Source organism: Nocardiopsis sp. iso_237, from assembly GCF_056173345.1.
In genome coordinates, this window is the sequence record NZ_CM149669.1 from 6,079,865 (window position 1) to 6,093,338 (window position 13,474).

General features: G+C 71.5%; 11 protein-coding genes. 8 read left to right on the forward strand and 3 right to left on the reverse strand.

The features are described 5' to 3' along the window. The first annotated feature begins 218 nt into the window (after positions 1–218). Complete coding sequence (locus tag AC0VYM_RS27385) at positions 219–1,556, forward strand: MFS transporter (protein WP_475456903.1); 1,338 nt, start codon at positions 219–221, stop codon at positions 1,554–1,556. 84 nt (positions 1,557–1,640) lie between these two features. On the opposite strand, the gene AC0VYM_RS27390 is transcribed toward AC0VYM_RS27385, so the two are convergent. The 3 genes from AC0VYM_RS27390 to AC0VYM_RS27400 all read right to left on the reverse strand — a co-directional run bounded on the left by AC0VYM_RS27390 (position 1,641) and on the right by AC0VYM_RS27400 (position 6,976). Then, positions 1,641–3,449, reverse strand: a complete 1,809-nt coding sequence (locus tag AC0VYM_RS27390; protein ID WP_475456905.1) for an alkyl/aryl-sulfatase — start codon at positions 3,447–3,449, stop codon at positions 1,641–1,643. A gap of 134 nt (positions 3,450–3,583) precedes the next feature. Then, on the reverse strand, positions 3,584–6,061 hold the full coding sequence (locus AC0VYM_RS27395) for a PEP/pyruvate-binding domain-containing protein (RefSeq protein ID WP_475456907.1): 2,478 nt from the start codon (positions 6,059–6,061) through the stop codon (positions 3,584–3,586). A 39-nt stretch (positions 6,062–6,100) separates the two neighbouring features. Continuing rightward, positions 6,101–6,976, reverse strand: a complete 876-nt coding sequence (locus tag AC0VYM_RS27400; RefSeq protein ID WP_475456909.1) for an alpha/beta fold hydrolase — start codon at positions 6,974–6,976, stop codon at positions 6,101–6,103. 330 nt (positions 6,977–7,306) lie between these two features. On the opposite strand from AC0VYM_RS27400, the gene AC0VYM_RS27405 reads away from it, so the two are divergent. From AC0VYM_RS27405 to mnhG, 7 genes are all read left to right on the forward strand, one after another. Further along, complete coding sequence (locus AC0VYM_RS27405; protein WP_475456910.1) at positions 7,307–7,477, forward strand: hypothetical protein; 171 nt, start codon at positions 7,307–7,309, stop codon at positions 7,475–7,477. A 122-nt stretch (positions 7,478–7,599) separates the two neighbouring features. Next, positions 7,600–10,467: a DUF4040 family protein gene (locus AC0VYM_RS27410; RefSeq protein WP_475456912.1), complete on the forward strand. Its 2,868-nt coding sequence runs from the start codon at positions 7,600–7,602 to the stop codon at positions 10,465–10,467. Continuing rightward, the gene (locus AC0VYM_RS27415; protein ID WP_475456914.1) at positions 10,464–10,772 is read left to right on the forward strand and encodes a sodium:proton antiporter; all 309 of its coding nucleotides are present in this window, start codon (positions 10,464–10,466) and stop codon (positions 10,770–10,772) included. Before AC0VYM_RS27410 ends, AC0VYM_RS27415 begins: the two co-directional genes overlap by 4 nt. Continuing rightward, on the forward strand, positions 10,769–12,283 hold the full coding sequence (locus tag AC0VYM_RS27420) for a monovalent cation/H+ antiporter subunit D family protein (protein ID WP_475456916.1): 1,515 nt from the start codon (positions 10,769–10,771) through the stop codon (positions 12,281–12,283). Before AC0VYM_RS27415 ends, AC0VYM_RS27420 begins: the two co-directional genes overlap by 4 nt. Further along, positions 12,280–12,657, forward strand: a complete 378-nt coding sequence (locus tag AC0VYM_RS27425) for a Na+/H+ antiporter subunit E (protein ID WP_475456918.1) — start codon at positions 12,280–12,282, stop codon at positions 12,655–12,657. The genes AC0VYM_RS27420 and AC0VYM_RS27425 overlap by 4 nt, the downstream gene beginning before the upstream one ends. After that, positions 12,657–12,914, forward strand: coding sequence for an MrpF/PhaF family protein (locus AC0VYM_RS27430; RefSeq protein WP_475456920.1), 258 nt, complete (start codon positions 12,657–12,659; stop codon positions 12,912–12,914). The genes AC0VYM_RS27425 and AC0VYM_RS27430 overlap by 1 nt, the downstream gene beginning before the upstream one ends. Next, entirely contained in the window at positions 12,911–13,249 is a 339-nt protein-coding gene (mnhG, locus tag AC0VYM_RS27435; RefSeq protein ID WP_475456922.1) for a monovalent cation/H(+) antiporter subunit G, read from the forward strand. The genes AC0VYM_RS27430 and mnhG overlap by 4 nt, the downstream gene beginning before the upstream one ends. The last annotated feature ends 225 nt before the right edge of the window (positions 13,250–13,474 follow it).

Here is a 13,474-nt window from a genome sequence, read left to right on the forward strand (position 1 = left end):
GACGGGTCGCGGTCCGGCCGCCCTCAGGTCTCCCCGAGATCACGGCCGACCTGCGGTGATCCCCGTGCGAGGCCGCGTTGTCGCGGCCGACACCGCCCCGCCCGGCTTGTCGTCGGTTCGGACAACGGTGACGGGCGCCACCCGCTCCTAGGCTCCAGGCCGTACTCACGGGCTCTGCCTTCCGCCCGTGGAACCCGTCCCCGTCTGGAGCCCCGTCCATGAGTCCCGAGAGCACGAGCGCGTCCGACGCGCAGGCCCGCCCACCCAGGGCCAAGGTCCTGGTGGCCAGTCTGACCGGAAGCACGATCGAGTGGTTCGACTTCTTCCTCTACGGCACGGCCGCCGCCCTCGTCTTCAACAAGCTCTTCTTCCCCTCGGACGACCCGCTCGTCTCGTTGATGCTGTCGTACCTGACCTTCTCGCTGACGTTCTTCATCCGACCGCTCGGCGGCGTCCTGTTCTCGCACATCGGTGACCGGATCGGCCGGAAGAAGACGCTGATCATCACGCTGTCGCTCATGGGCGGCGCGACGATGCTCATCGGGCTGCTGCCCACCTACGACAGCATCGGGATCCTCGCGCCGGTCCTCCTGGTGTTCCTGCGGATCGTGCAGGGCCTGGGCATCGGCGGGGAGTGGGGCGGGGCGCTGCTGCTCGCCTACGAGTACGCCCCGGAGAACCGTCGCGGCTTCTTCGGATCCGTGCCGCAGATGGGCATCACCTCCGGGATGCTGCTGGCCAGCCTCGCGCTGACCCTCATGTCGCTGATGCCGGACGACCAGTTCGAGACCTGGGGCTGGCGGGTCCCGTTCGTGGCCAGCGTCCTCCTGGTGCTGCTGGGTCTGTGGATCCGTTCCGGGATCGACGAGACCCCCACCTTCCGCCAGGCCAAGGAGGAGGGGAACGTCGCCAAGCTGCCCGTCGCGGAGACCTTCCGCCACCACTGGCGGGCGGTGCTCGTCGCCGTGGGCGCGAAGATCGTGGAGACCGCGCCCTTCTACGTCTTCGGCACCTTCGTGGTCAGCTACGCGACCGGGACCCTGAGCTTCGACAACACGACCGCGCTCAACGCGGTGACCATCGGCGCGGTCGTGGCGACCGTGTGCATCCCGCTCGCGGGACGGCTCTCCGACACGTTCGGCCGCCAGCGCGTCTACCTGGTCGGCGCCGCCGCCCTGGGCCTGTTCACCGCCCCGTACTTCCTGATGCTGGGGACCGGCAGCAACCTCATGCTGATCCTGGCCACCGTGATCGGCCTGGGTGTCCTGTGGGCGCCCGTGACCGCCACCATCGGCACCCTGAGCTCGGAGATCTTCTCCACGCGCGTGCGCTACACGGGGGTGACCCTCGGCTACCAGATCGGCGCGGCGCTCGCGGGCGGCACCGCGCCGCTGATCGCGACCTGGCTGCTGTCCCGGTTCGACGACTCGTGGGTGCCGATCGCCGTGTACCTGAGCCTCACCGCCGTGGTCTCGATCGTCGCGGTGTCCTTCGCCCACCGGATCTCGGACGTGGAGGACCGCCACCTGGCCCGTACGACCGACTCCGGGGTCTGACCGCACACGGGGGAGGGCGGCCCGGACCGGCGCCGCCCTCCCCCGGAACGTCGTGTCCGGGTGTCCTCGCGTGGCCCGACGAGGTCAGGGGGTGACGATCGCGAAGTCGGGGTCGGGCCGGTCCAGCACCTCCATGACCCGCCGGACCGCGTCCAGGTCCCCGTCGTGGTCGATCCCCTCCGTGTCCCCGTGCGCGAGCAGGGCCAGGAGCCGGGGTTTGGTCAGGCGCAGGGTCAGGTCCGCGTCCCCGTCGCCCTCCCCCTCGGTGGGCCAGTGGACGAAGACCCCGTTGGACACCCGGGTCCGGTACGACTCCCCCAGGTCGGTCAGGGTCCAGTCGATGACCACGGACAGCGCGGCGGCACGGTGGCCGTCCACCCGGATGGAGACCGTGTCGAAGAGCTGGGTGACGGTGAGCATGGCGGCCATGCTCGACGACCCGAGGCCGGTGTGCACCACGCCCTCGCGCAGCTCGCTCGCGCCGGTCAGGTAGCAGTTGCGCCAGGTCGCGTTCTCGGCGCCCTCCCCGAGCCGCTGGAACACCGAGGCCAGGAGCTCCCTCGCCCCGGTGTGCGACGGGTCCGCGAACACCGCGTGCCGCAGCAGCTGGGCGGCGAACCGCGGGTCCCCGTCGTCCGCGTACGCGCGGGCCCTGGCCACCACGGTGTCCGTGCCCCCGATGGTGTCCACGTACCGGCGGGCGCTCTCCACCGGCGGGTGCTCCCAGAGCGAGGCGGGGTTGCCGTCGTACCAGCCCAGGTAGCGCTGGTAGATCGCCTTCACGTTGTGGGAGAGCGAACCGTAGTAGCCACGGGTGCTCCAGGCCCGTTCCAGCCCCTCCGGCAACCGCAGTTCCTCCGCGATCTCCGGGCCGGTGAGTCCCCGGTTGAGCAGGCGCAGGGTCTGGTCGTGCATGAACGCGTACAGGTCGCGCTGCTCGGACAGGTATCCCACGATCCGGTCGTGGCCCCAGGTCGGCCAGTGGTGGGAGGCGAACAGCACGTCCGCCCGGTCCGCGTACAGCTGGACGGCCTCGTTGAGGTAGCGGGACCACACACGGGCGTCGCGCACCACCGCGCCGCGCAGGGTGAGGATGTTGTGCATGGTGTGGGTGGCGTTCTCCGCCATGCACAGGGCCCTGTGGTCGGGCAGCAGGAAGTTCATCTCCGAGGGCGCCTCGGTCCCGGGCGTCATCTGGAAGACGAACCGGACCCCGTCCACCACCTCCTCCTGGCCGGTGCGGGTGACGTCCACAGTGGGCGGCACCAGGCTGGGCGTGCCCGTGGAGACCGCCGCCCCCAACCCCATGCCGACGGCCCCGTCGGGCCCGACCCCCAGGTTGGCGCCCGAGTAGTACATGCCGCGCCGCAGCATGGCGGGGCCCGCGTACACGTTCTCCACCACGGAGTGCTCCAGGAAGCCCTCGGGCGCAAGGATGGGCACGTCGTCCCGCTCCGGGTCGATCACCCCGAGGGCGCCGCCGAAGTGGTCGAGGTGCGAGTGCGTGTAGAGCAGTCCCGTCACGGGCCGCTCGCCCCGGTGCTCCCGGTACAGGGCCAGGGCGGCCGCGGCGGTCTCCGCCGAGACGAGCGGGTCGACGACCACCACACCGCGTTCGCCCTCGATCAGCGTCATGTTCGACAGGTCCAGGCCCCGGACCTGGTAGACGCCCTCGGTGACCTCGTACAGGCCCTGCCGGGCGCACAGCCGGGCCTGGCGCCACAGGCTCGGATGGACGGAGTCGGGGCGTTCGCCCTCCAGGAACCCGAAGGCGTCACCGTCCCACACCACCCGGCCCCGGTCGTCGCGCACCACCCCGGGGACCAGCGCGCCGACGAACCCCCGGTCGGCGTCCTCGAAGTCCGTCCCGTCCTCGTAGCCGGGCTCTGTCATGGCCGTCCCTCCGTCTGAGCGCTCGTGCGTCGGGCCGACCGGCCCGACCTCCATGGTCGGCACCGGTCCCCTAACGGACCCCCGGCGCCGCGCCAACTCCACGTCATCTTCCAGTACCGACGCGGTCGGGTCCCTCACCCCGCGCCGGGGTCCGCCGTCCCGTCGACCACGACGACCGTCCCCGTGGCGCCGTCGACCCGCAGCAGGTCCCCGGTGCGGATCACGGTGGTGGCGTTCCGGACGCAGATCACCGCCGGTATCCCGTACTCGCGGGCGACCGTGGGGCCGTGCGCGATCGGTGAACCGGTCTCGGAGACCAGCCCTGCGGCGGTCATGAACAGCGGGGTCCAGCCCGGGTCGGTGGTGGGGGCCACGAGGATCTCGCCGGGTTCGATCCGGGCGCCGACCGGGTCGAGGACCACGCGGGCACGCCCCTCGGCCCGGCCCGGCGCGGCCGGCATCCCCGGCAGCCCGCCCCGCTCCGAGGCCGGAGCGGGAAGCGTGGCCTCCCCGTCGGTACCGTCGGTCAGGAGGGTCCCCGGCACCGTGCGGCGGCGCAGCTCCCGTCCGTGGACGCGGCGGCGCCCGGCCACGAGCTCCCGCTGGTCTGCGCCCTCCACGGCCGCTCGGACCTCGTCCACACGCAGGAAGAAGACGTCGTCGGCCCCGGCCAGCAGTCCCTCGTCCGCCAGGTCCTCCCCGACCAGGAGCAGTTGGCGGCGTATCTCCGCGAACGGCACCAGCCAGGCGAACTTGGCGTACTCGCGCATGCCCGCGAGTTCACGGGAGCGGCGCATGAGGAAGACGGCGATCGTCCCGCGCACCGGGCGGCTCCGCACGGCCCGGGAACCGAGCTCCGCGAGCTTGGTCTCGGCGACGGCCCGGGCCCGCTCGAACCTGCGGTCCGGCGCCTGGTCGGGGTCCTTGAGCCGGAGGTAGTTGGCGACCGTCCCGAACACGGGCGCGGGGTCCTCGCGCCATCGCGGGACACCGATGTCCACCTCGGCGGCGGCCCGGTGCCCGTAGGCGTCCAGGAACGCGTCCAAGCCGATGTCGGGCAACTCTCCGCGCAGGTACCGGGCGGAGAGCTCCTCCGGGGGCGTGCCGGTGAACAGGTCTCCATGGGTGCGGGCCCGTTCGGCGACCCGCCACAGGGCCAGGTCCATCTCTGTGGTGACGTTGTGCGCCAGACCGCCCAGGACGGTGTCGGTCTCCGCCTTCGTGGCGACGCCGCCGAGCAGGGCCGCCGGGGCCGTGCCGGTGACGATCCCGGCGAAGACCGGGCCGATCACCGCCATGAGGTCCCGGCCGAGCATCGCGTCGAAGGCCGGTCCGTGGATCCAGTCCCACCGTCGTGCCGGGCTCGTCCCGGCTCCCGGGCCGCGCAGGGTGCGCAGACGGGCCACGGCGGCGTGGGCGCGGTCCCGGGCCGCGCGGGGCCGGGCCAGGGCGTACCCGACGCCGAGCACGGCGGCGGGCAGAAGGGTGGCGGCGACCCTGAGCCCCGTGGACGCGGAGAACGGCAGCCCGGGGCGGGGGGCGAAGCGCGGGTCGTCGAGCACGTGCTCCACCGCCGCGCGCACCCGGGGTCCGTACACGTCCATACCCCGGGCCACCCTCCGCCGGAGCGGAGCGCTCCTCAGGAGGGGGGACAGGTCGGCGTACAGCCGACCACCGACGCCGACCATCAGGGGGTCGGGGTCGGGGTCGGCGGTCCCGGCGGCGCCCCCGGCCCCCGACCACCAGCGGGTCCACACCTGCTGGAGCAGGGAGAGGCCGAGCGGGGTGAAGGGGCGGAGCATGCCCTGCATGTGCCCGGTCTCCATGTAGAAGCGGGGCAGGTCGGGAAGGCCCTGCGGGGGCAGCGGGAAGAGGGTGGTGACGGGGCGGGACTGGAGCAGCCACAGGGTGCCGTCGCGGTCGTGGGACCACTCGACGTCCTGCGGGGAGCCGAAGAGCGTCTGGAGGCGCCGCCCGGTCGCGGCCAGCTCGACGACCTGGGCCCGGGTGAGGCAGCCCCCGTCCTCGTTCGGGCCGTGCCCGTCGTCGACCGTGTAGTGGTCGGGTTCGACCGAGCCGTCCACGACCGCGGTGCCCGAACCGCGCACCGCGTCCACCACGGTGCGGGTACGGGTGCCGGTGAGCGGGTCGGCGGTGAACATGACCCCGGCGGTGGCGGAGTCCACCATGCGCTGCACGACCACCGCCATGCCCACGTCGGCCCGGTCGATCCCGTTGGCCCGGCGGTAGGCGACGGCCCGTTCGTTGTCGAGGGAGGCCCAGCAGCGGCGGACCGCGTCCACGACGGCGTCCGCGCCCTCGACGTCGAGGTAGGTGTCCTGCTGTCCGGCGAAGCTGGCGTCGGGCAGGTCCTCGGCGGTCGCGCTGGAGCGCACCGCGACCCTGCCCCCGCCCAGTGCCTCGTAGGCGCGGGTGACCTGCTCGGCGGGGACCGTGCCGGACGCGTACGCGGCGGTGGTCACGCAGAACCCGGCGGGGACCCGCTCCCCGGCGGCGGCCATCTCACCGAGGTTGGCCGCCTTGCCTCCCACGAGTGTCCCCATGTCACGGCGGATCTCGTCCAGTCCGACGATGTGGTTCCGTAATCCCATGCGGTGAGTCTTCCCCGAACCGGGACGGTTCCACCCGGGTCAGGCGGCCCGGCGGACCAGTTCGCGGACCTGCTCGGGGAACTCGTAGGGGGCCAGGTGACCGGCCTTCTCCAGCACGTGCAGATCGGTGTCCAGGAACCGGCGGGCCGGGCCGTGCAGGCGGGCCGGGGAGAAGAACACGTCGTCCGAACCGGTGGCCACGGTGACGTTCCGCTGCTGCCAGGCCAGCAGGGACTCGGTGGGGAGCGGCCCCGGCGCCAGGCTGGTGCGGCAGTACCTGCCGACCATCGTCATCCACGCCGCGAACGGGTGGAGGGGGCGGCGGAAGTCGGGCCCGCTCATGAAGTTGAGCAGCCTCGTGCTCTTGTCGTCGCGCGGACCGATCATCCAGGGCAGGGTCACCCGCATCAGCTCGGGCGGGGTCGCCGCGTTGGTGAGCCCGGCCGGGTTCACCAGGACCATCCCCTTGACCAGGTCACGGGGCTTCGAGGCCAGGGCGACCGCCGCGCCCAGGGAGTGGCCGAGCACCACCGCCGGGCGGTCCACCAGTTCGGGCAGCACCTCGTCGAACCATCTGCCGTACGCCTCGGCGCGGTGTCCCCGGGGGCGCACGCCGCAGCTGAGCCCGGGCTGCCCGGGCAGGTCCACGAGGTAGACGTCCCGCTCCTCCGTCATGTCGGAGGCGGGTGAGGCGCTGAGCGCGCTGTTGAAGTTGGTGCCGCTGAGCACGACCACGGGGGTTCCGGGCCCACCGGGCATCCGGAAGGCTCGGGTGGGGCCGATCGACGTGGCGATCTCCGGCAGGAAGACCAGGTCGGGGTACTCGTCGAGCCGCTCCCTGCACCATCCTCGGACGGTCCGCTCCGCGAGTTCGGAACGGTAGACACGAGCTCCGTGGGGAGTGGTCTCCGGCATGGGCGCACCTGGTTTCGGGTAGGGATGAGCGCTTCGCCGACCAGTCTTCCCGGCACACCTGACCGGCACTCTACGCGCGTTCCCCCGGTCCGGCCAACCGTGGGCGGGGCTTCGACCTCCGATTCGACAGCCCTGGGCATAGTACCTGTTCAGGGGCTATATTGACCGGAGCGCTCCGAGCTCGTCGGTACCGTCTGTCCCTGGTGAAACATGGCCGGAACTGGACATATGCGGCACCATCGACGAACATGGGCGCGGCGCCACACGCGCCAATGGTGTGCCGGGAAGACTGGTCGGCGTCCCTACGACCCATGTCCGGAGCACACCGTAATGACGAGGACCAGCGCGATTCCTTCGCGCGCGCTGCGCAGAAGCCGCTTCGGTGAGCGCCACAAGCTCCCGGTCGGGAACCCCCGCCCGCACGGCACCAACGGTTACACCACCTCGTGGGGCACCAACGCGCACGGCGAACTCAGTTCCTGCCCGCCGGGACCCGGCTGACCGCGTCCCTCCGACGCGTTCCGAACCGCTCCCCATCCGTGTCGCCGCGCGTACCGCACCGGTCGCCCCCTGGGCCCGCCATGCCTCCGTCGCGCGGCACAACGCCGTGAAAGGACAGTGGCGTGGTGCTGCTGCTTCTGATGATCGTGCTCGCACTGACCGTGGCGAGCACACCCTTACTGGACAGACTGCTGGGACGTAACGCGGGCTGGCCCGTCGCCGCCGTGTTCCTCGGCCTCACCGTGCTCGTGGCCGCCCAGGCCCCGCAGGTGCTGGGCGCCGGGGTCCCGCTGGAGTTCTCCCGGCCCTGGATGCCCCAGATCGGGGTCTCCCTCCACCTGCGCATGGACGGCCTCGGCTGGCTGTTCACCATGCTGGTGACCGGCATCGGCGCGCTGATCATGGCGTACTCGACCCGGTACTTCCCGCCCGGCCGCCGCCTCGGCTTCTACTTCCTGATGTCCCTCTTCGCCCTGGCGATGACGGGCCTGGTCCTGGCCGACGACGTGGTGCTGCTCTTCGTGTTCTGGGAGCTCACCACGATCGCGTCCTTCTACCTGATCGGCCTGTCCGGGGTGTCGGCCAGCCGCCCGGCGATCCGCACGTTCCTGCTCACCGCCATGGGCGGCCTCGCGCTGCTCGCGGCGGTCGTGCTGCTCATCGTGCGCACCGGCACCACCCAGCTGAGCGCGATCCTGGCGGACACCTCCTGGACCCAGGACACCGGGTTCGCGTCGCTGGTGGCCGTCCTGGTCGCCGTCGCCGTGTTCACGAAGTCGGCGCAGTTCCCGTTCCACTACTGGCTGCCGGACGCCATGGCGGCGAGCACACCCGTCAGCGCCTACCTGCACGCGGCGGCGATGGTGAAGGCCGGGATCTACCTGGCCATGCGCTTCACGCCCGCCTTCGGTGACCTGATGGTGTGGAACACGCTGCTGATCACCCTGGGTCTGACCACCGCCGTCATCGGCGCGGTCTTCGCCCTGCAACAGCACGACCTCAAGAGGCTCGCCGCCTTCTCCACCGTCAGCCAGCTCGGCTTCCTGGTGGCGGTGATCGGTGTGGGCACCCCCGCCGCCCTGGTCGCGGCCGCGGTCCACACCGTGGCGCACGCCCTGTTCAAGTCGGCGCTGTTCATGGTGGTCGGCCTGGTCGACATCCAGACCGGCACCCGTGACCTGCGCCAGCTGGGCGGCCTGCGTCGGCGGATGCCGGTCACCGCGACCGTCGCCGCCCTGTCCGCGCTCTCCATGGCGGGCATCCCGCCGCTGCTCGGGTTCATCAGCAAGGAGAACCTCTTCGAGTCGCTGCTGCACGCACCCGGCCCGGCCTGGTTCGGCCCGGTGGCCGGAGCCGTCGCGGTCGCCGCGGCAGCGTTCACCTTCGCGTACTCGTTCCGGTTCGTGTACGGGGCGTTCGGGGGTGAGCCGAGGGGCGACTCCCAGGAGCGCGCCGCGACCGAGGCGCGCTCCAGCTTCTGGTTCCCGGCGATCCTCGCGTCCCTGGGCGGTGTGCTGCTCGGTCTGACCGTCCCGGCCCTGGACCCGCTGGTCAACGAGGTGGCCCTGAACGCCACCCACCAGGCGGCCGACGCGCACCTGCTGCTGTGGCACGGGTTCAACGCCGCCCTCGGCATGTCCGCGCTGGCGATCGGCCTGGGCGCCCTGCTGTCCTGGCGGAGCCGTTCCGGTGAGGCGCTGGCCGGACGCGACCTCGTACCGGTGACCGGTGTGCGGGTCTTCGAGGCCCTGTACGACGGCGTCATCCGGGTGGGCAGGCGCACCGGCGACCTCACCCGCACCGACTCCCCCGCCTTCCACCTGGGTGTGCCGATGGTGCTGATCATCGCGCTGGCCCTGGTCGCCGTGGTGTTCCGCCTGGACCTGCCGCCACCGGCCGGGCAGACCTCGCTGGGCCTGGACTGGCTCCTCGTGGGCCTGATGGTGGTGGCCGTCGGAGCCGCCGTGGTCACCCGCTCCCGGATGGCGGGTCTGGCCCTGGTCGGCGTGGCCGGGTTCACCGTCGCCCTGTGGCTGTTCTTCCTGGGCGCCTTCGACGTGGCCCTCACCCAGCTGCTGGTGGAGATCCTGACCGTGGTCGTCGCGGTGCTGGTGCTGCGCCGCCTGCCGCGCCGCTTCCACAGCGTCCGGCGCCGCCGCACCGTCCTGACCGCCGCGATCGCGATCGGCGCCGGTCTGGCCGCCGGTCTGGGCGCCTACGCCCTCACCGGTCGGCGCGAGCTCTCGCCCGTGGCCGACTACCTCCTGGCCAACGCCCCGGAGGACACCGGCGGCACCAACGTGGTCAACACGATCCTGGTCGACTACCGAGCCCTGGACACCCTTGGCGAGCTCACCGTCCTCGGTGTGGCGGGCCTGATCATCATCGCGGTGATCCGGTCCAGCGACCTGCTCCCGGTGCACTCCTCGCGCCAGGTGGTCGTGGGCCCGACCAACGCCGCGCACGACCCCGCCGACAACACGGTGCTGATGCGCACGGTCGGCCGCTTCCTGATGCCGCTCCTGGTCATCTGGTCGCTGTACCTGCTGTTCCGCGGCCACAACGAACCCGGCGGCGGGTTCATCGCCGGTCTCGTCGGCGGTGCGGGCTTCGCGCTGACCTACCTCTCGGCGGCCAGCGACAAGGCGGCGCGTATCCGCCTGGCCTATCCCGCGATCATCGGCACCGGTGTGCTGGTGGCCGCGTTCTCCGGGTTCCTGGGCTACCTGGAGGGCTCGTTCCTCAAGCCGCTGCACGCGGAGATCCCGCTGGCCTGGGGCGACTACTTCCACTTCACGACGGCGTTCGTCTTCGACATCGGCGTCTACCTGGCGGTCGTGGGCGTCCTGCTCACCGCGCTCAACGAGCTGGGGCTCGAACGCGGCAGCCCGGGCTCCGACGGTTCGGCCCCGCCCGGGTCCGACACGGGGGTGTCCCCGGACACCGACGCACACGACCTGGACGGCTCCACCACGGGAGGCAAGCGATGACCCTCGCCATCACCATCGGCGTCATGGTCGCCGGAGGCGTCTACCTGATGCTCCAGCGCGGCATGGTGCGTATCGTCCTGGGCCTCATCCTGGTGGGCCACGCCGTGAACCTGCTGATCATGTCGGCGGGCGGCATTTTCCGCCGTGACCTGCCCCTGCTCCAGTTCGGCACCGCGCCGACGGCCGCCGACCCGCTGCCCCAGGCGTTCGTGCTCACCGCGATCGTGATCGCCTTCTCCATCGCGATCTACATGCTCACCCTCGCCGCCTCCGGCAGCGACGACGACACCGAGGACGCCTCATGAACGCGGCGCTGCTGCCTCTCTTCGTCGCGGTGCCGCTGGTCGGCGCCGGACTGCTGATCGTCCTGCGCGGACCCCTGTGGCTGCGCCGGACCCTGCTGCTCCTGCCCACCGCGGTGTCGCTGCTCGGCGCCTCGGGTCTCGTCTGGCTCACCCGCGACGGCGCCGTGTTCGCCCACAACGTGGGCCTGTGGCAGAACGGGGTCGCCATCCCGTTCGTGGCCGACGTCTTCAGCGCACTCATGCTGTGGACCACCTCGCTCCTGGCACTGGTGTGCTCGGCGTTCGCGATGGCCACCGGGGACGACCGGCGGTCGTTCTTCTCCCCGCTGGTCCTGGTGCTGGCGGCCGGTGTGTCCGGTGCGCTGCTCACCGGCGACATCTTCAACATGTTCGTGTTCATCGAGGTCATGCTGCTGCCGTCGTACGGTCTGCTGGCGATGCTCGGTGCCATGGGCAGGCTGCGCGCCGGACGGATCTACGTCACGGTCAACCTGCTCACGTCCACGATCTTCCTCGCGGGTGTGGCGCTGGTCTACGCCGCCGCCGGAACCGTGCACATGGGCGAGCTGGCCGGGGCCGCGAAGGACGACCCGATGGTCGCGGTCGGCATGGGCGTGGTCATCCTCGCCCTGTCGATCAAGGCCGCGGTCGTCCCGGTGCACGGCTGGCTGGCCCGCACCTACCCGGCCGCCTCCCCGGCGATCACCGCCCTGTTCTCCGGCCTGCACACCAAGGTGGCGATCTACGCGATCTACCGCCTGTACGCGCTGGTCTTCGACGGGGACGCCAAGTTCCTGTGGATCGGCGTCGTGGCCTTCACCCTCACCATGCTCATCGGCGTGATGGGCGCGGTCGGTGAGGGCACCACCCGCTCGATCCTGGTGTTCCACATGATCAGCCAGATCGGGTACATCCTGCTCGGGGTCGCCCTGTTCACCGAGCTCGGGCTCATGGCGGGCATCTTCTACCTGATCCACCACATGATCGTGAAGGCGTCGCTCTTCCTGTCGACGGGCGCGATCGAGCACACCTACGGAACCGGCGCGCTGGACCGGCTCGGCGGCATCGCCAAGCGGGAGCCGCTGCTGGCCCTGGTGTTCATGGGCGCGGCCCTGTCCCTGGCCGGACTGCCGCCGTTCTCCGGGTTCGTCGCCAAGCTCACCCTGGTCGTGGCGGCCGTGGACGACGCCCAGTGGACCGCCATGGCGGTGATGATCGCGGTCAGCCTGATCACCCTCATGTCGATGCTGAAGATCTGGGGCGGCGTGTTCTGGGGCAAGGCCCCGGACGAGGACGTCTCCCCCGTCTCGGCCGACCCCAACGGTGCGGTCGCCACCGCGACCCGCACCACACCGAGGATCCGGACGGCGCTGATCGTGCCGGGCCTGATCCTGACAGCCACGACCCTGGGCATCGGTCTGGGCGCCCAGGTCCTGCTCGACCTCAGCGCACAGGCCGCGAACGGGCTCATGGACACTTCCGGATACGTCGAGGCGGTGCTGGGACGATGATCCACCCGATGTGGGCACCGCGAGTGCTCTGGTTCCCCTTCTACGCGGGCGCCGAGATCGTGAAGACCTCCCTCCAGGTGATGTGGGACATCGTCACCCCGGGCAGTTCCGCGACCCCGGCCTTCGTGGAGGTCCCGGTCCGCTGCCGGACCGACCTGGAGTTCACCCTGCTGGCCAACCTGATCTCCCTGACACCGGGGACGGTCACGGTGGCCGTGCGCCGCTCACCCGCCACCCTGTGGGTGCACGGGCTGTACGTGGAGGACCGCGCGTCCTTCCAGCAGGAGATCCACGCCATGGAGGACCGCGTCCTGGGAGTCACCCGCCCGGCGGGCCCGCCGGAGAGCGTCCCTGTTGAGGGGGAACGGAACTGATGCAGCTCATCGACATCGGCCTGGCCGCAATCGTGCTGGCCATGGCCATCGCCGCCTACCGCATCCTGACCGGCCCCTCGGCCGCCGACCGGGGCGCCGCCTCGGACATCATCTTCTTCGGCTTCGTCGGGCTGGTCGCCATGCTCGGCTTCCGGCTGGACACCGAGCTGGTCGTGGACATCGTCCTGGTGTGCGCGCTGACCGGCTTCCTCGCCGCCCTGTCCCTGGCCCGCCTGATCACCGGAGGTAAGCGATGAACCCGCTGGACGTCGCCGGGGTGGCCTGCATGGTCGCCGGCGGCCTGGTGTTCCTGGTCGGGGCGGTCGGTCTGCTCCGCCTCCAGGACTTCTACGCCCGGCTCAGCGGGGTGGGGATCGCGGGCGGACTCGGGACGGCGCTGGTGCTGCTCGGTCTGCTCCTGCACTACCCGTCCGTGGAGAACGCGGTCAAGATCGGCCTGGCCCTGCTCATCCAGCTGGCCACGGCGGCGGTCGGCGGCAACGCCATCGCCCGGGCCGGCTACCTGACCGGGGTGCGACCCACCGAGAACACGAGGTTCGACGACCTGGCCGCCACGGAGAAGGACTCCTAGTCGACGGCCGAGGGCCCCGTCCTCCGCGCGAGCGGACGGCGGGGCCCTCCGTCGTATGGTGCGCAGTCCCACAGGGCGCGGTACCCGTCGGCTCGGAGGCCGTGTGCTAGGTTCGTGAGGTTGCCATCGCGGTGCCCGTGTTCTCGGGCGTTCTCCGCGTTGCCGTTCCAGAGCCGGTCATCTGGCAGTCGTTCTCCGACAGGCACCGGTTCGTCCGCCACGACC